General features: G+C 37.8%; 23 protein-coding genes. 12 read left to right on the top strand and 11 right to left on the bottom strand.

The genetic code is table 11. The features are described from left to right. Positions 1-25: 25 nt before the first annotated feature. From CVT15_RS08990 to CVT15_RS08935, 12 genes are all read left to right on the top strand, one after another. Positions 26-781 carry a cytochrome C gene (locus tag CVT15_RS08990; RefSeq protein ID WP_103576633.1) on the top strand — a complete coding sequence of 252 codons (756 nt, stop codon included), beginning with the start codon at positions 26-28 and terminating at the stop codon, positions 779-781. After that, positions 774-2,030, top strand: a complete 1,257-nt coding sequence (locus CVT15_RS08985; protein ID WP_103576634.1) for a nitrous oxide reductase family maturation protein NosD — start codon at positions 774-776, stop codon at positions 2,028-2,030. Before CVT15_RS08990 ends, CVT15_RS08985 begins: the two co-directional genes overlap by 8 nt. Continuing rightward, the gene (locus tag CVT15_RS08980) at positions 2,023-2,700 is read left to right on the top strand and encodes a 4Fe-4S dicluster domain-containing protein (RefSeq protein ID WP_103576635.1); all 678 of its coding nucleotides are present in this window, start codon (positions 2,023-2,025) and stop codon (positions 2,698-2,700) included. The genes CVT15_RS08985 and CVT15_RS08980 overlap by 8 nt, the downstream gene beginning before the upstream one ends. Further along, the gene (locus CVT15_RS08975; protein WP_084109872.1) at positions 2,697-3,245 is read left to right on the top strand and encodes a c-type cytochrome; all 549 of its coding nucleotides are present in this window, start codon (positions 2,697-2,699) and stop codon (positions 3,243-3,245) included. Before CVT15_RS08980 ends, CVT15_RS08975 begins: the two co-directional genes overlap by 4 nt. Beyond that, on the top strand, positions 3,245-3,706 hold the full coding sequence (locus CVT15_RS08970) for a c-type cytochrome (RefSeq protein ID WP_084109871.1): 462 nt from the start codon (positions 3,245-3,247) through the stop codon (positions 3,704-3,706). The genes CVT15_RS08975 and CVT15_RS08970 overlap by 1 nt, the downstream gene beginning before the upstream one ends. Before the next feature lie 2 nt (positions 3,707-3,708). Further along, positions 3,709-4,608, top strand: a complete 900-nt coding sequence (locus tag CVT15_RS08965) for a NapH/MauN family ferredoxin-type protein (RefSeq protein ID WP_087577996.1) — start codon at positions 3,709-3,711, stop codon at positions 4,606-4,608. 9 nt (positions 4,609-4,617) lie between these two features. After that, on the top strand, positions 4,618-5,271 hold the full coding sequence (locus CVT15_RS08960) for an ABC transporter ATP-binding protein (RefSeq protein WP_107898216.1): 654 nt from the start codon (positions 4,618-4,620) through the stop codon (positions 5,269-5,271). Continuing rightward, on the top strand, positions 5,264-6,091 hold the full coding sequence (locus tag CVT15_RS08955; RefSeq protein WP_107898217.1) for an ABC transporter permease: 828 nt from the start codon (positions 5,264-5,266) through the stop codon (positions 6,089-6,091). Before CVT15_RS08960 ends, CVT15_RS08955 begins: the two co-directional genes overlap by 8 nt. A gap of 135 nt (positions 6,092-6,226) precedes the next feature. Further along, a complete protein-coding gene (locus CVT15_RS08950) occupies positions 6,227-6,634 on the top strand; it encodes a tetratricopeptide repeat protein (protein ID WP_107898218.1) in 408 nt (135 codons plus the stop codon). Positions 6,635-6,987: 353 nt separating this feature from the next. Next, positions 6,988-8,133 (top strand): PepSY-associated TM helix domain-containing protein, encoded by a 1,146-nt coding sequence (locus CVT15_RS08945; RefSeq protein WP_230853931.1) that lies wholly within the window; start codon positions 6,988-6,990, stop codon positions 8,131-8,133. Then, positions 8,114-10,228, top strand: coding sequence for a TonB-dependent siderophore receptor (locus tag CVT15_RS08940; RefSeq protein ID WP_107898219.1), 2,115 nt, complete (start codon positions 8,114-8,116; stop codon positions 10,226-10,228). Before CVT15_RS08945 ends, CVT15_RS08940 begins: the two co-directional genes overlap by 20 nt. An 88-nt stretch (positions 10,229-10,316) precedes the next feature. Further along, a complete protein-coding gene (locus CVT15_RS08935) occupies positions 10,317-10,829 on the top strand; it encodes a chemotaxis protein (protein ID WP_107898220.1) in 513 nt (170 codons plus the stop codon). Here the strand turns inward: CVT15_RS08935 and CVT15_RS08930 are convergent. The 11 genes from CVT15_RS08930 to CVT15_RS08885 form a co-directional block, all read right to left on the bottom strand. Beyond that, positions 10,826-11,959: a cation:proton antiporter gene (locus CVT15_RS08930; RefSeq protein WP_258033220.1), complete on the bottom strand. Its 1,134-nt coding sequence runs from the start codon at positions 11,957-11,959 to the stop codon at positions 10,826-10,828. The genes CVT15_RS08935 and CVT15_RS08930 overlap by 4 nt on opposite strands. Continuing rightward, positions 11,956-12,210, bottom strand: a complete 255-nt coding sequence (locus CVT15_RS10180; protein WP_258033221.1) for a cation:proton antiporter — start codon at positions 12,208-12,210, stop codon at positions 11,956-11,958. Before CVT15_RS10180 ends, CVT15_RS08930 begins: the two co-directional genes overlap by 4 nt. Positions 12,211-12,376: 166 nt before the next feature. Then, positions 12,377-13,438 carry a type I restriction endonuclease gene (locus tag CVT15_RS08925; RefSeq protein WP_103576567.1) on the bottom strand — a complete coding sequence of 354 codons (1,062 nt, stop codon included), beginning with the start codon at positions 13,436-13,438 and terminating at the stop codon, positions 12,377-12,379. A gap of 203 nt (positions 13,439-13,641) precedes the next feature. Further along, positions 13,642-14,196, bottom strand: coding sequence for a putative peptidoglycan-binding domain-containing protein (locus CVT15_RS08920; protein ID WP_107898221.1), 555 nt, complete (start codon positions 14,194-14,196; stop codon positions 13,642-13,644). A gap of 11 nt (positions 14,197-14,207) precedes the next feature. Beyond that, a complete protein-coding gene (locus tag CVT15_RS08915) occupies positions 14,208-14,564 on the bottom strand; it encodes a phage holin family protein (protein WP_107898222.1) in 357 nt (118 codons plus the stop codon). Positions 14,565-14,661: 97 nt separating this feature from the next. Further along, positions 14,662-14,910, bottom strand: a complete 249-nt coding sequence (locus tag CVT15_RS08910; protein WP_107898223.1) for a hypothetical protein — start codon at positions 14,908-14,910, stop codon at positions 14,662-14,664. Next, a complete protein-coding gene (locus CVT15_RS08905; RefSeq protein WP_107898224.1) occupies positions 14,891-15,241 on the bottom strand; it encodes a hypothetical protein in 351 nt (116 codons plus the stop codon). The genes CVT15_RS08910 and CVT15_RS08905 overlap by 20 nt, the downstream gene beginning before the upstream one ends. Beyond that, positions 15,231-15,839 (bottom strand): DUF7338 family protein, encoded by a 609-nt coding sequence (locus CVT15_RS08900; RefSeq protein WP_196373528.1) that lies wholly within the window; start codon positions 15,837-15,839, stop codon positions 15,231-15,233. The genes CVT15_RS08905 and CVT15_RS08900 overlap by 11 nt, the downstream gene beginning before the upstream one ends. Beyond that, complete coding sequence (locus CVT15_RS08895) at positions 15,802-15,951, bottom strand: hypothetical protein (RefSeq protein ID WP_180998518.1); 150 nt, start codon at positions 15,949-15,951, stop codon at positions 15,802-15,804. The genes CVT15_RS08900 and CVT15_RS08895 overlap by 38 nt, the downstream gene beginning before the upstream one ends. Next, entirely contained in the window at positions 15,948-16,286 is a 339-nt protein-coding gene (locus tag CVT15_RS08890) for a hypothetical protein (protein WP_107898330.1), read from the bottom strand. The genes CVT15_RS08895 and CVT15_RS08890 overlap by 4 nt, the downstream gene beginning before the upstream one ends. An 11-nt stretch (positions 16,287-16,297) precedes the next feature. After that, on the bottom strand, positions 16,298-17,245 hold the full coding sequence (locus CVT15_RS08885; protein ID WP_196373527.1) for a gp53-like domain-containing protein: 948 nt from the start codon (positions 17,243-17,245) through the stop codon (positions 16,298-16,300). Position 17,246 lies beyond the last annotated feature (1 nt).

Below are 17,246 nucleotides of genomic sequence, written 5' to 3'. Positions count from 1 at the left end.
AATTTTAAAATTTAAAGGAGAGATCATGAGTAAATATAAAATTTATACCATTGTTGCACTTGTCTTAATGACTGTTTGTTTTACTTTGCCTGTTCTTGGTTGGCACGGAGCAAAAGAGCGTATAGCTGATGGTGATGAAATACCATCTTATACTTACGGTATCTATAATCTTTATAGCTCATTTCAGTATAAAAATCACCTTTTATCAAAAGATGTAGCAAGCGATCTTCATAAGATGATCGAGCAAAAAGCAGAGATTGGTACGCCATCTTTTCCTATCTGGTACGTCTCTCTTGAAGCTCCAAATTATCCAAAATCAGCCTTTCCTGATGGAATTCCTGTATATTTTCACGTAGATGGATATAGTGGCGACGTGCATGAGATGAATACGATAAATCACTACATCGGTATGTATCCTATGGAGCATGGCGGAAATTTAGAGCGAGCGATAGCGCCTTATTATTTGCTTATTTCAACGCTTTGTATGCTTGCATTTTTATATTACAACGGCAAATTTAACTCACTTCTTATGGTTCCAACGATTATCGCGCCTGTGCTATTTATGAGCGCATTTGCAGGATGGCTTTACTGGTATGGACACAATATGCAAGAGTGGGGTGCATTTAAGATTAAACCATTTATGCCAACAGTTTTAGGCGATGGTAGCGTCGCACAATTTACAACTCACTCTTATCCAAGTATCGGATTTTGGGTTATGATCGCCATGAGTGTATTTTGCATACTTGCAGTATTTTCAAAGAAAAAAGAGCTAAATGCGTAAAATTTTTATTTTTGCCCTTGCTTTCTTGCCTATTTTTAGCTCTGCAAATATCCTTCAAGATGCAATAAATAACGCTAGCCCTGGCGATGTTATAAAGCTAGGGGATGGCATCTATGAAGGAAGCATAACTATAAATAAGCCGCTTAGTATCGTTGGCGAGGGCAAAAATGCTCACGTAAAAGGAAATGGTAAAGGCACGGTTGTAAAGATTATTGCCTCAAATGTTACGCTTAGAAATTTAAAGATAAGCGGTAGCGGAAATGACCTTGGTGAGCTAGATGCTGGCATTGGCTGTGATAAAGCAAATAATGTCTTGGTTACGCAAAATGACTTGAGTGATGTACTTTTTGGGATTGATTTTAAAGAGTGCAGCAGCTCAAAGATCACTGAAAATAACATCACTTCTAAAAAAGGGGCAAGTCTTGGCTTTAGAGGTGATGCCGTTAGACTCTGGTATAGCCATGAAAATTTAATAGAAGGCAATTATATTTATGATAGCCGCGATATGGTTGCATGGTATGCAAGTCACAATAAATTTTTAAAAAATAAAGCGATCCGCGGTAGATACTCGCTTCACTTTATGTATGCGAATCAAAATTTAGTCGAAAACAATGATTTTATCGGCAATGCGGTCGGTATGTTTTTTATGTATTCGGCTGGCTCAAATATAAAAAATAATCTTGTTATGGATAGCGACGGCGCTTTTGGTATCGGTATTGGTCTAAAAGATGTTTCAAATTTTACTATCGAAAATAACACACTTATCTATAATGCGAGAGGAATTTTGCTTGATAACTCGCCGTTTCAGCCAGGCTCAACGATAAATTTCTTAGGCAATAAAATTTTACACAACGTAGTTGGCGTATATTTTCACGCTACTCAGGGGACAAGCATATTTGAAAATAATGATTTTATAGGCAATATGGATATCGTTGCAAACGATACTCCAGGTGATAAAATGGCATTAAATCGGTGGAGTAAAAATTATTATGATGAGTATGAGAGCTTTGATAGAGATAAAGATGGCTATGGCGATACGCCGTTTATGCATCTATCGTATGCCGATCAGCTTTGGCAGTATTATCCAAATTTGCAGTTTTTCTATGGCTCAAGTGTCTTTAGTATCTTAAATTTTTTAGCCAAACTCGCGCCATTTTCTGAGCCAGTAAAGCTACTTGAAGATAGCACGCCAAGGATAAAACCACTTGATGCTTCAAATTTTAACGCGTTAAGGGCAAAACGTGGATAGAAGAAAATTTATAATCTTAGGCTCAGTCGCAGCTGCCGCAGGATATGGCATAGGTAAAATTTTGCCAAAAAGTAGCGGTGATAAACTCTATCTTAGACCACCAGGCGCGGTTGATGACTTCGATGATCTTTGTGTCAAATGCGGTCAGTGTGTGCAGGTATGCCCTTATCACAGTATAAGTTTGCTTGATATAAAAGATGGATATTCAAATGGTACAGCATACATAGATCCTAAAAAGAGAGGTTGCTATTTATGTGATCTTTTCCCATGTGTGCTCGCCTGTCCAAGTGGTGCGTTAGATCATGCTACAAAAGTTGTTGATGATGTGAAAATGGGTGTTGCTGTCTTGAGTAATGCAAATGCCTGTATGTGCCTAAAAAGAGAAAAACTAAGCAAAGATAGCGTTGAAGATTTGCTTGTTCGCAAAGTTTATAACGATAGGGAAGAGGCAGAAAAAGATAAGATAAAAGGCAAAATCGGTCAAATTTGTGACCTTTGCGCCAGCATTTGCCCAGTTGGCGATAGTGCAATAGTAATGAGCGAAGCAAATTTGCCACTCATAAAGCATGGCTGTGTTGGGTGTGGGGTGTGTGCTGAGGTTTGCCCTGTAAAAATTATAAATATTGCCCCAAAAATGAGTTATGATGAAATTTATAAGGAGAAAGAATGAGATTAATAATGTCTTTAGTGGCTGCTGCTTTGCTATTTGTCGGCTGTGAAAAGAGTGATGACAAAGCGCAAAAAGCAGCTAGCGAGCAACCAATAAATGTAGCCACGAGTGCTAGCATAAAGGTTGAAAAAAAAGAAAATAACCAAAGCACAAATAAACAAAATGACTTCATAAAATACGATATGCACGGCGAAAAGAGCGTAAAATTTGGACTTGAAGATAATAACGTAAGCCGTCAAATCGGTGCTTTAGCAATGGTAAGAACCCCTCTTCAAACTATAAATTTAAGACTTATAAAGGGCAGACTTAGCAAAAATTTCATTACAAAATGTTCAGCTTGTCACGATGATTACGCAAATGGCATCATCGGGCCATCTCTTTTAACAAAAAGTGAAAATGAAATTTATACAATGATAAACGCTTATAAAAATAAAGAAAAAGTCAATGTTTTAATGCGAGACCTTGTTAAAAAAATGGATGATAGTGAAATCAGAAATTTAGCTAAAGAAATCAGTGATTTTAATACACAATTTAGGAGCAAATAATGAAAGTAGGAAAGATTATAACCATTATTTTAGCAGTAGCGATTTGCGGTATCATGGTGTTTATGTTAAGCCAGACTCCGCCTAAAAAGGAAAAAGTAGCAACTAATGCTCAGCCAAAAGTAGAGCAAAATTTTACAAAAGAGCAGCCAAAGTCTAGTGAAGAATTTGCTAGTGAAGATGAGCTAAAAAAGGTAAAAGAGCTAAGTCTAAGTGTGGCTAAAGTGCACAATGAAGGCGTTAGCAAGCAGTATCTAACAACTTGTGCCCCATGCCACGGTGCAAATGCAAAAGGCGTCGTAGCTCCTGATATAACGCATCTAAGTAAGGATGAATTGCTTAAAAAGCTAGCTGATTATAAAGCTGGCAAGGTGCAAAACTCGCTTATGAAGGGACTACTTACAAATGTTAGTGATAGCGAGCTTGAAAGCCTTGCAGATGAAATTTCTAAATTTAAAAAGTAAAAATGGACAAATATAACACTCGTGCGACGATTAGAAATGTAAGCTTTCTAAGCACATTAATCACAACTACAAAAGATGGCAAGAAGCGTCCTAGTATACGATTTTGGCGTATATTTAGCATTATTCTAGTTCATCTTTTATTTGTGCTTTCATATAGAGTTGATATACAAATTTTAGAAGGTGACATCAGTGCGTCAAGGATATTTGGTTTTCACTTGGCAGATGCTTTTATGAGCCTGCAAGTCTTTTTGGCGACACATGAAATCCATGTAAATTTAATAATTGGCTCACTTAGTATCTTGGCATTTTATATCATTTTTGGCGGTAGAGGCTTTTGTTCTTGGATCTGTCCTTATTCATTAATAAGCGAAATAGCTGAGAAGATCCATGAAAATTTGCGTGCTAAAAAGATAGTGAAACCACGAGTTTTTGACACAAAGTGGCGATATGTTTTTACCATTTTATTTTTAACCCTTAGCTTTGCTAGTGCAAGTCTTACATTTGAAATTTTTAATGTTGTTGGGATTTTTTCAAGATTTATTATCTATGGCTATTTTCATGCTATTTGGTTTGTTGTGGCCATGCTTATGGTTGAAATTTTCTTCTCACGTAGAGCTTGGTGTAGGTATGTCTGTCCTATTGGAGCTACTTACTCAGTGCTAGCTAAGCCAAATGCCATAAAAGTTAGCTGGGATAAAGAAAGGTGCGATCACTGCTTAGTTTGCACCGATGTTTGTCTAGTGCCTCACGTACTTTTTATGACAAAAAAGGGGGCAAAGCTTGACGAGAGCAAAAATATCTTTAGGATAGCTGGTGCTGATTGTACGCTTTGTGGTAGGTGTATTGATGTGTGTCATCAAGATGCACTGAAATTTGACAACGGCTTTAAAAAACTCATATAAGGAAAATTTTTGATAGATATAAAAGAAGTAACTAAAATTTTTGGCTCGCAAAGGATACTTGATGGTGTTAGCCTAAACGTAAAATCTGGTGAAAAAATAGCAATACTTGGACAAAATGGAGCTGGCAAAAGCTCGCTCATGCGTATCATTTTAGGCGAGTTTATCCCAAATAGCGGAAGCATCGCGATAAATGGCGTAAATACCCTAAAAGATAGAAAAGGGGCTTTGAAATTTATCTCATTTGTGCCACAAACTCCACCACCGCTTAAATTTAATCTACGTGAGCTTTGTGAGTTTGTTTGCAAAAGCTCAAATGTAAAGTTTGAAGAGATTGAGAAATTTAGCAAGCTTTTAGAGCTTGATCTGCATGCAAATTTAAATAAGCCATTTTATAAGCTCTCTGGTGGCATGAAACAAAAGATGCTAATAGCCATCGCATTTGCTAAGGATAGTGAAATTTTGATGTTTGATGAGCCAACGGCAAATCTTGATGTGAAAGCAAGGCTTTCTTTTAAAAATTTACTTGATAACTTCACGCAAAGCAAAACACTTGTTTTTATTTCACACCGTATCGATGAGATAGCAAATTTATTAGATAGATGCGTCTATATGGATCTTGGCAAGATAATCAAAGAAGAAAATTTAAGGAGCAAGAGTGAATAATCTTTTTTTAATAGCAAAGCTTGATGTTAAAGAGTCTTTTCGCTCAAGATGGTTTGTGATATATGCTGCGCTTTTTTCTGCTTTGATGATAGGATTTTTATTTAGTGGCGTGACCGACTCACGTGTGCTCGGCTTTTCTGGGCTTACTAGAGCACTGCTTTTGTTTATTCAAATTTGTGTCATCATTGTGCCTATTTTTATTCTCATCTCAACCGTAAGAAGCATAAATCAAGATAGAGATACAAATTTGCTTGAATACATACTTAGCTTCCCGCTAAGCCTTAAAGAGTATTACTTTGGCAAGGCACTGGGCCGTACATTTGTTGTTTTTGTCCCACTTTTGTTTGCTCTTTTGCTTTGTGTTGTTGTTGGTTTTATAAAAGGTGTTGCGATACCTTGGGGCGTGCTGGTGCTTTACTTTGGACTACTTTTTAGCTTAAGTATCATTTTTTTATCTCTTGGATTTTTTATCTCAAGCGTGATTAAAAATCAAGAGACAGGCCAAGGCGTGGCGTTTTTACTTTGGCTTATAATGCTTGCATTTATTGATCTAGCATTAATTGGACTCCTTATGCGAAGCTCGGTTGATGAGTATGTCATTTACGCTATTGCTATACTAAATCCGATAGAGCTTTTCAGGATAGCAGCGCTTAGTCTTTTTGATCCAAATTTAGCAGTTATCGGTACTGCATCTTATTTTATTTTAAGCACCTTTCCAAAAGCGACATTTGTAGCTTACGCGATTATTTATCCGCTCTTACTAGGCATTATTTTGCTAGTTTGTGGCTATTTCGCCTTTAGTAAAAAAGATTTGGTTTGAGATTGTTTTTTGTTAAAGAAAAGTTGGTTTTAAATTTAGACGAAACTTGTATTATTCCACTTGTCCAACAAGAAACCTCCTTTTTGTAATAGCTCCCTTTCCCCCAAAGGGGGCTAACTTCTTCCAAGGAAATTTATGAAAAAATCCATTTTATTTTTAGCATTTGCTCTTCTATCTTTGAATGCAAACTGGGATATAAATATGCAAGAGTGTATTAATAAAAGCAACTCTAAAGCTTGCGAGAGTTTTACAAAAAAGCTTTCAAGTGAGTGTGAAAATAAAGATAAAATTTCTTGCTTTATCTATGCAGATATGCTAGGACGCGGCCTTGGCGTAGAAAAAGATACACAAAAATCTTTTGAGATATTTAGATCGCTCTGTGATGATCGCAGTAGTGAGGCTTGCTATGAGCTAGCGACAAAGTATCTTCAAGGAAATGGCACTGAGCAAAGCTTTGATCTTTCTGCAAAGGCTCTTGATAAGGCTTGCAAGATGGGCAGCAAACGAGCTTGCAACATATTAGAGCTTGTGCCTAAAAATTAGCTATTTTAATTTTGTACTTGCACTAATTAAAAGAAATTTATTAAATGCAGCTTCTTTAAAGTTAGATTTACTTTAGTATTACTTGGAATTTCTTTTTTATTAACTAAAAATTTTATTAAAATTTATGCTTAAATAATACTATTTCATCGTCCTAAATGGACCCTCCTTTTTGTAACTGATAAGTCTTTGCTTCCCCCTTTTCTGGCTTTTCGTATACACAAAGAGGAGTTGCTTATTCTTTTGAAAATCAAATCTATTTATTTTTTTCAATTTACATTCTATAAAAATTTTTCTTTTCTGGAATCATAATTGATAATAGTTTTAAATATTATCAAAGTAAATTTTGTGTAAGATTGCGAGCCATTATCAAAACCTACCATCAAAAGGCTTTAAAACAAAGTGAAATTTCTAAATCAAAAATTTTTTATAAAGTACACACTTATTTATCTCTTTTATTTTTCATTCCACTTGCAGTAGTTTGTTTTAGCGGTGCGATCCTTGTTTATAAAGATGAGCTAAACAGCCTTCTTGCCCCAAATGTCGTAAATGTAAATTTAAACAAAGAAAATTTAAGCAAAAGGATCAGCTTTGATGAGCAAAGAGAGATCATCGCAAGCGAGCTTGACGGCTACGAGATGGTCGGCATAAATATCGATGCAAATCCTAAAAAACGTGACAAAATTTGGTTAATTGAGCACAATGACAGCCAAAAAGAGTGGAAATTTATCTATTTTGACGCTTTTAGCGGTAAGATAAAGAGCGAGCCACTTGCACATGATGAGGGATTTTTTGGAGTTTTAACCGAGCTTCATGAGTCGCTATTTCTAGAAAAGAGCGGTCACATTATCCTTACTCTAACCGCTATTTTTACGTTTTTTATCTGCATAAGTGGTTTCGTGATTTATAGAAAATTTTGGCTGACACTACTTAGGCTTCGTGTAAATAGGCTAAATATTTTTATGAGCGACATTCATAAAATGATAGGAATTTTTTCTACGCCTATTTTACTGCTCATTTGCATAAGTGGTGTTTGGTGGGAATTTCAAATGGCACGCATGCCAGAGTTTAAAAATGACTTCGTTATAGATGCAAAAATTTACAACAAAAGCCTATCTCTTGACGAGCTGGTAGCCCGCTCAAAAAATGATCTTGCTGGCTTTGAGCCACACTTCATCTCACTGCCCTTTATGCAAGGAGCAAACATACGCCTTTTTGGCTATGTAAAAGATCAAAATTTCTTGCATAACGAATATTCAAGCATATTAACTTACGATAAAAATAGCGGCGAATTAGTAAGTATTTTGGACATAAAAAATACAAATCTAAGCGAAGAAATTCTCTCAGCATTTAGAAAATCGCACTTTGGTAACTACAACCAAATCACAAAATTTATCTGGTTTCTAGTTGGTATTTCACCGCTTATTTTAAGTATCTCAGGGCTTTATTTGTGGATTAAAAGAAATTTTAAAAGGAGAAAAAATGAAAAAATTTTTAATTAGTTTGGTTGCATTAAATTTGATGCAACCTCAAATTTTTGCTAGCCAAAGCGATAAAATTTTAGAGGCAATCGATGTCGTAGAAAGCGAGCGAAGAGATGATGCAAACTACTTTGCAAAAGAGCTTGTAAAGAGCACAACTAGGCTAAATTTAACCTCTCGTCAAACGCCTCAATCACTAACAGTGCTAACAGAGGCTAGACTAAAAGATCAAGGCATCAAAGACTATCAGGTGCTTCTTAGAAATGTCCCGGGCGTTACGCTAAATAAATGGGATGAGCGCGTATATCCGACAGCCCGTGGCTTTGCGATAGATTATTACTTGCTTGATTCGATGCCTAGCTTTGGTGGTTTTAGCCTTGGTGCAAATGATATGAGCTTGCTACCTTATGAGAGAGTTGAGGTAGTAAAAGGAGCAAATGGCCTGCTTGCAGGCGCTGGCAATCCAGCTGCAAGCTTAAATTTCATAAGAAAAAGGGCGGATTCAAAGGAGCTAAAAGGAAATTTTGGTGTAAGTGCTGGCTCATACGATAGATACGGCGTAAATGGCGATGTGCAAACGCCGGTAAATGAGAGCGGAAGCGTCAGAGCGAGACTTTCTTTTATGCATGAGAAGTCACACTCTTATATGGATTATTACAACCGCAAAAATAGCGCGATTTATGGCGTCGTAGATAGCGATATAGGCGATAGCTCATGGCTTAGTCTTGGTGCGTTTTATCAAGAGCTAAAACGTCACGGCATTAGATGGGGTGGCATGCCAGAATTTTATACAGATGGCTCTAGGACAAATTTTAGTAAAAATGAAATTTTCTCTCAGCCTTGGACTAGGTGGGATATAAAAACACTTGATTTTTACGCTGATTTTAAGCACTACTTTGAAAATGAAGCGAGCTTAAATTTAAGTTACTCATTTAGACGGGCAAACACTGACTCAAATCTACTCTACTACGGCGGAGCGGTAAATTTAGACGGTACTGGCAATATAGGCGGTCTTAGCGCTTATGCAAACAAAAGAGAAGAAAATATCCACAACGTAGATGCATACGCAAATATCCCTTACGAGCTAGCAAATTTATCTCATGAGTTTGTCTTTGGTGCTATGTATAACAACTATCAAAAAAGTAGCGATAAGGTAAGTAGCTACTGGCTGCAAAAGACCACGCCAGCTGGGCTTGCTTATACAGCTAGAAGTAGGATTGATTTTAAAAACTTACATCTTGATGATCCGAAATTTCCTTACGAAGATCAAAACAATAAAGACAAAACGATACAAAAGGCATTTTACGCAGCAAATAAACTATCGATCACCGATGAGCTTAAATTCCTACTAGGTGCCAGGGTGAGCTACTACAAATACGAGATCGAGGGTGGCAAAGACAATAGAAATTTCACAAATGAGATCACGCCATATCTTGGCATCACTTACGACATCGGAGCAAACCACACTCTATATGCTAGCTACACGAGTATATTTAAACCTCAAAGCGTAAAGGACGCAAACGACAAATATCTTGATCCGATCCAAGGCAAGGACTATGAAGTGGGCATCAAAGGCGAGTATTTTGATGGGGCACTTCAAGCAAGTCTTGGCGTCTTTAAGATCGTGCAAGACAAGCTTGGTATAAACACAGGCGAGAGAAATCCAGCGACAAATGCCTACATATATGAAGCTGGCAAGGGTGTGACAAGTAAGGGTGTCGAGCTAGATCTAAACGGAGAGATCGCCAAAGGCTTAAGCCTAAGCTTTGGGGCAACGCACTTTAACGCAAAAGATGCCAAAGGTGAGAAATACGCCACCGACTCATCAAGAAGCACGGCAAATTTATTTGCAAAGTATGAGATCAGAGACTTTAGGGTAGGGGCTGGAGCTATGTATAAGAGTAAAATTTACACTGGCAAAGGCGCAGATGAAATCACACAAAAAGGCTACACTTTAGCTAATTTAATGCTTGGATATAAATTTGCTAAAAACTTTGACGTGCAGCTAAATATCGACAATCTCTTTAATAAAAAATACTATGAGGGCATTGGTGTAAACAGGATGGTTTATGGTGACCCACGCACATTTAATCTCAGCTTTAACTACAATTTTTAATCTAATTAAATCACCAGCTAAATAAGCTGGTGATAAATTTCAACTCCTAAAGTGTATAATTAGAAAAATATATTTTAGGATGAGTGTCATGTTTAAAGTAGAGGTTATTTATAAATTCTGTCTTGTTTTAGTTCTTATTTTAGGGCTTTGTATGCTCGCATTCTCTGGTGTAAATTTTGCGCTTGGCGAATATAATGAGTATCTATTAAATGCCCATAAAATCGCAGGTTTTTTAATATTGCTTGCTGCAACACTTCACGTTATAAATCGTAGAAAGAAGCTAGTAAAACTAATAAATGAAACAATGGATGTGCTAACGCGCAGTAAAAATCCAAGCATTTGCAACATGGACAGAATCATCGCCTCACTAGAGCCATACAGCATAACTGAAATTTCGCAAATGTTGGGCTTTGACGAGGCTATTTTTTGCGAAACTTTACGCAAAAATGGGGTTAAATTTAATGACGCTAGCCAAACTCTACGCCAGATCGCGCGTATGAACGATGAGAAGATATTTTTTGTTCTAGTCCTCATCGTCGAGGCCAAATTTGGCAAGAGATTTTGCGGTGCGGTAAGTTGCAATGTCGGAAGAAAATTTTAGTGCTCGCTATGCTCCTGCCACCTTTGCTCCTCAAGATCGATGTGGTATAAAAACGTCCTAATCACCTCTTCGTCGATCTTTGGGTCTTTGTTGAGCTCACAAAGTGCCTTTCTTTGCTCCTCTAAAATTTCAAAATAGGTCTGCCTGACCTTGTCGCTGATCTCGAAATTTTCATTTGAAAGCTCGAAATTCCAAACTTCTTTGAGTTTCTGAAACAAGAAATTCTCCTCATTGCAAAATTTCTCGCTTTGAAATTTAAGCGAAACCTCGGCGATCGCCTTTTTTATCTTGATTCTTGCAAGTTCATTTGGCATGTGGTCGTTAAAGTCTGGAAATTTCACACTTTTTATGAGCAGTGGCAAGCTTAAGCCCTGAACCACAAGCGTTAGCAAGATCACGACAAATGTGATAAACAAGATGAGGTCTCTGTGCGGAAAGGGCTCGCTACCAGCCATAGCAGGGATAGAAAGTGCCGCAGCCAGCGAGACTACGCCCCTCATGCCAGCCCAGCCGACGATAAATGGTGTGGCTTTGCCAGGGTTGCGATCGTCCGCCACGCTGATATAGCGCTTCATAAACATCGTGATATAAACGGCGCTATAAGATGCCATAACTCGGATAACAATGAGCACAGCAGTTACTAAAATACCGTAAGAGATGGCCTCAAAGAGTGAAACACCACTGCGTTTAAGTCCTGTTAAAATTTTAGGTAGGTCAAGGCCGATTATGGTAAAGGCAAGGCCGTTTAGCAAGAAGATAAAGTTGTTCCAAACGGGCACAGCGTGGATCCTTGTTGAAGCGGTGAAAATTTCGTTTCGTTTTGTCGAGAGATAAAGTCCGCCGCAAACCACCGCCAAAACGCCGCCAGCTACCATCCAGATAAAGCTCGCAGCTGCCTTGTACCAGATAAACTGCCCAGTAGTCACAGCCACTGCGGCAAAGCGAAAGATGATGAGCGATGATGCGTCGTTTAAAAGGCTCTCGCCTTCTAAAATAGCGCTGATCCTGCGCGGTGCTTTGACAAATTTAAGGATCGCAGCCGTGCTCACCGTATCTGGTGGCGAGACGATGGCGCCAAGCATGAAGCCAAGGGCGAGCGAGAAGCCAGGGATCACTAAATTTGCTATCACGGCAACAGCTGCTGCTTAAATAGCTCTTTTAGTGAGTTTGCCCACGCGGCCTCGTAAAGAAGCGGCGGTAAAAATATGATGAAGATAAGCTCAGGATCGATCTTGATGCTTGGTAAATTTGGCACAAAACTAATGGCTAGTCCGCCAAGGACTAATAGCACAGGATAGGCGATCTTTAGGCGGTTTGAGACCATCACCAAGGCGATGATGATAGCTAACAGTGCAAAAAATAGTAGTAAATGTTCGATCATTTTGTCTCTTTTTGGGTTTAATAAATTTGCATTAAATTTAGGAGATTTCAGCACTTTAGGTTTAAATTTTTAGTCGTTTCGGATTAATTAGCTTTATATAGGCTTAAAATGTGTGAGAGTAAATTTATCTTGGTAGAGCAAAAGCTCCGCCAAGATAGTTTTGGTGTTAATTTTGAGCAGCGTAAAATTTAGCTACCTCACACAATTTTTCAGAATAGGCATAAATATCCTCGATCCTATCAAGCTGAAATCTTGTTTCGTTTTTTTCGCTATCCATTATGCCTATTTGTTTTTTATTATCAGTGAAATATAGTCTACATATCGGCTTTCGGTTATTATCATTAAAAAATATTGCAAAGTAAGACTGAGCGTCTCTATGTGTTATATTCTCTACATTTGTAACCGCCGCTAATATTGCCCTAACAATATAAAAAGCGTCTAACTCCTCTTGTGTCGTTATGATTTTATTATCGTCCTCTTGTGGAGGTAGTGGCTCGACTTCTTTTTTTGTTTCTTTATCTAATGCTGACGTCAGTCTATCCCTTACCATATCATTTATGCGTTGAGCAAAAACCGCTTTTAATAATGGCGTAATTTGGTCTATTCTTTTTTCGGTAGCTACTTGATCGCTTATCTTCTTAAAAAAGAACGCTGTAAATTCGCGACTAGGGTTTTCAATCTCTGCCGCTACGATTTTGTCTAGTTCGTTAGTATATTTTAGGTTGTTTGCTGTGTTAAAAATATTTTCTAAGTCAAAATTCTTTTTATGAAATTTCTCAAGCTCGAGCACTTGTGTGTCTTTTATTTTCGTCACATCAAAGCTTAAAAATGGCGTTGTGTCCATTATATTTTTCTCTTCTAAGTCGGTATAAAATTTATAATCACGACCATTTGTCAAAATCGCAAATTTAGCCTTGCTCACATTAAAGTATCTAAGTAGCTGTGACTCGTTTTTAGCATTTAGCTCCGCCCCTATCTTTTTACACTCAATTAATAGCACTGGCTCATTATTTTGAAAAATAGCATAGTCTATACGCTCGCCTTGCTTTGTGCCAATATCTTGTGTGTATTCTGGCATTACTTCTAATGGGTTGAAAACGTCGTAACCTAGAGCCCTAATAAACGGCATTATAAAAGCATTTTTTGTCGCTTCCTCTGTCGTTATACTAGCCGCTAATTTTTCTATATTAGTGGCTATCTCTTTTATTTTTAACTTTACTTCATCCATAAAATACCTCCTATTTTTGCTATTTTAATAAATAGTTTGCTTGTTATTTTAACAATTAAAGGTAAAGTGTGGGTCAAATCTTAAGAGCTGTAGATGCTATTTAATGGCGGGTAGAGAGGGATTTGAAAAATTAACTTTCAATACGCAATAGACATAATTTTAAAAATACTAGTCAGCTAAAAGGTCAGCAAAAAAGATATTTTTTACACTTTTTCGGCTCTATTAATCCAGCCTCTTTCATATCTGGCTAAAGTCGGATTAGCTGACATAATAGCCCTATAATATGCTATTTCTGCTCGGTCGTAGTCTTTATCAAAACTAGCTTCATTATACGCATTTATCGCGACTAGAGTATTAGCGCCTAAAATGCCGTCCATTGTAACGCCTACAACCTTTTGGGCTGCTTTAATGGCGTTTTTGCATCCAGCATTTACACCAAATATAAACATTTCCGCCTGCTTTTTGTAGCTATTTATTTCATCAAGCCTCATAGCATCCCAGTAGTTAGCCTTATAAAATTTACCTACAAGCTCAACTAAGGCGTCATCATTATATAGGGCAACGCTAGCCTTTTCTAGATCGCCGTATGCGTTGATAGCTTCTCTAACTTGCCCCCAGCCTTGCCAGTTTGGGTGAGCAGCTTCATAAATACCCATAAAGGTTAAGCCTTTTTCGTTTGGGTTTTTGTGTAGTGCGTTTTTAGGGCTGTTAAATTCTAGGCTCATTAATGTATAAAATGCGTTAGTAAAGTTTTTCATTTTTTAATCCTTTAAAAATTTAAATCTCTTGGCGGTTTAGATTGGAAGTCATCAAGGCTTTCAAAACTACTGATCTTTTTGTCTATTGCTTTATCAACTATGGCACATATCCAAGCTGTGCCACGCCAAGCAAAAAAGCCACCTACTGCAAGGCTAAAGCGATCATTATTGTTTGTAAAAAATGATGTTATTTCAAAGAATATCCAGCAAATAAAACCTGAGCTAATAGTGCCAACTATAAAATTTAATACTTTACGTCCTCTATTTATGGCTTGTTCTTTGTTGTTTATAGATCCTAGTGCTCCACCTAAAAAGCCGACAACTACAACCCAAAAATAAATACCTACTTTGTTTATAAGATCATCCATTACCCAGCCCTTTTTTTAAAATTTATATGTAAAAACATACATTATTAGGACGGATAATATTATTTCTACTACAACCATCTTATTTAGCCAAAAGGCTTTAGTCTTTTTTATGATCGCTTCCATTTACACATCCTTTTAAAAGCTCTTCGCACGTGAGAAAATAGCCCATTAGCTCCTTAGCACTTTGCAAATCACCAGGACTATACTTTGGCTTTGCTGGCATCTCTTTTATGCACGCAATAGGCACATATACGTCTTGATATTGCGTTTTTACTATCAATTCAGGCTTTGAGCTGCACCCAGCCATAAAAAACGTCACTATTAGGCTACTTATTATTAGCTTCATTTAATAGCCTTTCATAAAAATTTAGCTTTTCCTCACAAGCTGCATCCTTGATAGGCACTGCCACACGCTCAACCCTAGTTATAACACGCTCTTTTATTTTTGCTTCGTCTTGTTTTGGCACACTTAGCGCTTTTAGGCTTGTGTTTGCTAGCTCGATCTTGGCATTACATGTTTCCAAATTGGAAACAACTATGGCATTACTTGCCTCTTTTAGTGCCAGTTTCGTTGTTAGCTCATCAATCTTATCTGCTGCGTTGTTATTTAGCCAATAAAGCACACCAACGACAAAGCTTAAAAGCAAGATAGCCCCTATATAAAATTTATCGCTCATTTCGCACCCTTTTAAACGGATTTACACACCACACGCTTTTTAGCACTTTCTTATCATCTGCTTCAAGATATGTGCTTTTGTTCCCTTCATTCATCCCACATATATCCATAAGCTTCCAGCCTAAATATATTCTGCAATAAAACTTAGATTTGCCATATCTTATTTCTTTGTAATAACCAAAACGCTCACGTCCATCTTTAAGTCTGCAAGTCACTAGACACTGGGTGCTTTTTGCCCCTTTGTTTTCTGTAGCTAGAATATCGCCTACACTTTCTACACTGCTTGCATCTATATCTTCAACCTTTACGCCTAGATACTTCGCGCTAAAGTTTCCTATCCTGTTACGATAGAGCCAACAAAGCCTTGCAAAGTAGGTTCTATTTTTTGGCTCTTTAAAGTGACATCTCCTCCACCCATCATCGCCATTTATGCCATAGTCGTTCTCATCAAACCAAGCAGCCCACTTTGGCAGATGCTCGCTCTTTTCATCGCAAGCTAGCAGAGCGATAGGCACGATGATAAAATGCACTATCTCAAGCGGTAGCTCGGTGGCTACATTTTTAAGAATTTGTAGTTTTTGTTTCGGTTTTAGTCTCATCTTTCACCTCTGCCTTATACTTAGGGCACTTAGGACAACCCTCCCAAGTGCAGTTACCATCTTTGTCTATCTTTGACGCACACACTTCGCATCTTTTTACTCTTGTTCTCATTTTTTTAGCTCCTCTCTTTGCACTATTAGCTCTTTTAACTCCGCCCTTAAGCTCTCTAGCACGGCGTTGTTGCCAATGATAAGAGCATGCTTTATATCATCTTCGCATTCTCTTATCTGCTTTTCAAGCTCAGCTAGTTCATCTCGCTTTGGTTCCGTTTCTATCCTGACTAGTTTTTTATTTTTTGTATCTACGCTATTTGCATTTTCGTTTAGAGCTCTTAGCCAGTCCTCGTCCGAGATTTCAATATTAGGCGTTGGGATAGTATCGTGGATTTCATCATCGTAGTATCCTAGCAGCGTTTTTTCTTTTTCATCGTAATGGGCATATTTCATAGTTTCTCCTTTTAATGTCCTATTGCAATCCAGTATGCAGGATATGCACTATCTGTATCGGTATTTTGAATAGTGAATTTTTCCTTGAAAAATCCATTAATATGCACAGAATAGATACCGTTGTTCGGACTTGGCAGTCCAGGCGTTGCCACTACCGATAGCGTCCAGTTTGGAAAAACTATAGGGAACATTATCTCTCTTTCTTCGCCTACGCCTAGATTTTGAATTTGCCCCCATTGGAGTATAAGCCCCGTTGGCAGCCCAACCCAGCCACTTGCACCCACACTGCCTCTTGAAAGTCCTAGTGCCTCCTTGAACTTTGCTAGCGTTGCAAATCTCATGTGAGACGGACTATTTTTGCTTGCTTGTGCATTTCGAAAACATATCTCGCTATTTGCATCAAGATTTTTGTCTTGAGCCTCTGTTCTCATTAGAAAATGATCTGCCGTTATCCATCTTCCTACAAAGTCTCCGTTTACATCACGCTTTACTAAAGTATTGCTGGAAGAATTAGATGTCGCCTCTTTTAGTATGTCAATATTATATCCATCGGCAGTAACTACCTCTTTCCATGGATGCCAGCCACGGTCGCGATTATTCGTGCGATAAAATATCGGTTTTGTTCCGTCCTGAGATATTTGAACTATTGTCTGTTTGATCCAGTTTGCATCTACGCGCTCTACAAGAACGTGAGCGTGTTTCGAGCCGCCGTAAGGCTTTGGAAATGTGCCAGAGGTTTGATTTTCGACTGCACGATAAAAGCCAGTAGGAGTAGTGGTATCATCAATGTTTTGCAAAACAGGCATATTATCTAGTCCGCCTAAGCCATAGTCACCAATTTTTAGGAATTTTTCATCGGCTTGGGTTTTGTCGAGTTTTGCGGTGTCTAAATCGTTAAAAGCCTTAATTATCCTCTCTCTTACTTCTCGCCCCGTGCCGTTTTTGATGTCTATCGCCATT

The sequence above is a fragment of the Campylobacter concisus genome (assembly GCF_003048595.2).
GTDB classification, from domain to species: Bacteria; Campylobacterota; Campylobacteria; order Campylobacterales; family Campylobacteraceae; genus Campylobacter_A; species Campylobacter_A concisus_L.
Note: the sequence above shows the minus strand (reverse complement) of the source record. Positions and strands in the feature narration are given on the sequence as shown.

Coding starts and splice junctions, on each gene's coding strand:
- CVT15_RS08920 (WP_107898221.1), bottom strand. CDS start 14,196: ATGAAAAACTTTACTAACGCATTTTATACATTAATGAGCCTAGAATTT.
- CVT15_RS08895 (WP_180998518.1), bottom strand. CDS start 15,951: ATGAGAACAAGAGTAAAAAGATGCGAAGTGTGTGCGTCAAAGATAGAC.
- CVT15_RS08975 (WP_084109872.1), top strand. CDS start 2,697: ATGAGATTAATAATGTCTTTAGTGGCTGCTGCTTTGCTATTTGTCGGC.
- CVT15_RS08890 (WP_107898330.1), bottom strand. CDS start 16,286: ATGAAATATGCCCATTACGATGAAAAAGAAAAAACGCTGCTAGGATAC.
- CVT15_RS08990 (WP_103576633.1), top strand. CDS start 26: ATGAGTAAATATAAAATTTATACCATTGTTGCACTTGTCTTAATGACT.
- CVT15_RS08900 (WP_196373528.1), bottom strand. CDS start 15,839: ATGAGACTAAAACCGAAACAAAAACTACAAATTCTTAAAAATGTAGCC.
- CVT15_RS08905 (WP_107898224.1), bottom strand. CDS start 15,241: ATGAGCGATAAATTTTATATAGGGGCTATCTTGCTTTTAAGCTTTGTC.
- CVT15_RS08970 (WP_084109871.1), top strand. CDS start 3,245: ATGAAAGTAGGAAAGATTATAACCATTATTTTAGCAGTAGCGATTTGC.
- CVT15_RS08925 (WP_103576567.1), bottom strand. CDS start 13,438: ATGGATGAAGTAAAGTTAAAAATAAAAGAGATAGCCACTAATATAGAA.
- CVT15_RS08885 (WP_196373527.1), bottom strand. CDS start 17,245: ATGGCGATAGACATCAAAAACGGCACGGGGCGAGAAGTAAGAGAGAGG.
- CVT15_RS08935 (WP_107898220.1), top strand. CDS start 10,317: ATGTTTAAAGTAGAGGTTATTTATAAATTCTGTCTTGTTTTAGTTCTT.
- CVT15_RS08910 (WP_107898223.1), bottom strand. CDS start 14,910: ATGAAGCTAATAATAAGTAGCCTAATAGTGACGTTTTTTATGGCTGGG.
- CVT15_RS10180 (WP_258033221.1), bottom strand. CDS start 12,210: ATGATCGAACATTTACTACTATTTTTTGCACTGTTAGCTATCATCATC.
- CVT15_RS08985 (WP_103576634.1), top strand. CDS start 774: ATGCGTAAAATTTTTATTTTTGCCCTTGCTTTCTTGCCTATTTTTAGC.
- CVT15_RS08940 (WP_107898219.1), top strand. CDS start 8,114: ATGAAAAAATTTTTAATTAGTTTGGTTGCATTAAATTTGATGCAACCT.
- CVT15_RS08915 (WP_107898222.1), bottom strand. CDS start 14,564: ATGGATGATCTTATAAACAAAGTAGGTATTTATTTTTGGGTTGTAGTT.
- CVT15_RS08950 (WP_107898218.1), top strand. CDS start 6,227: ATGAAAAAATCCATTTTATTTTTAGCATTTGCTCTTCTATCTTTGAAT.
- CVT15_RS08965 (WP_087577996.1), top strand. CDS start 3,709: ATGGACAAATATAACACTCGTGCGACGATTAGAAATGTAAGCTTTCTA.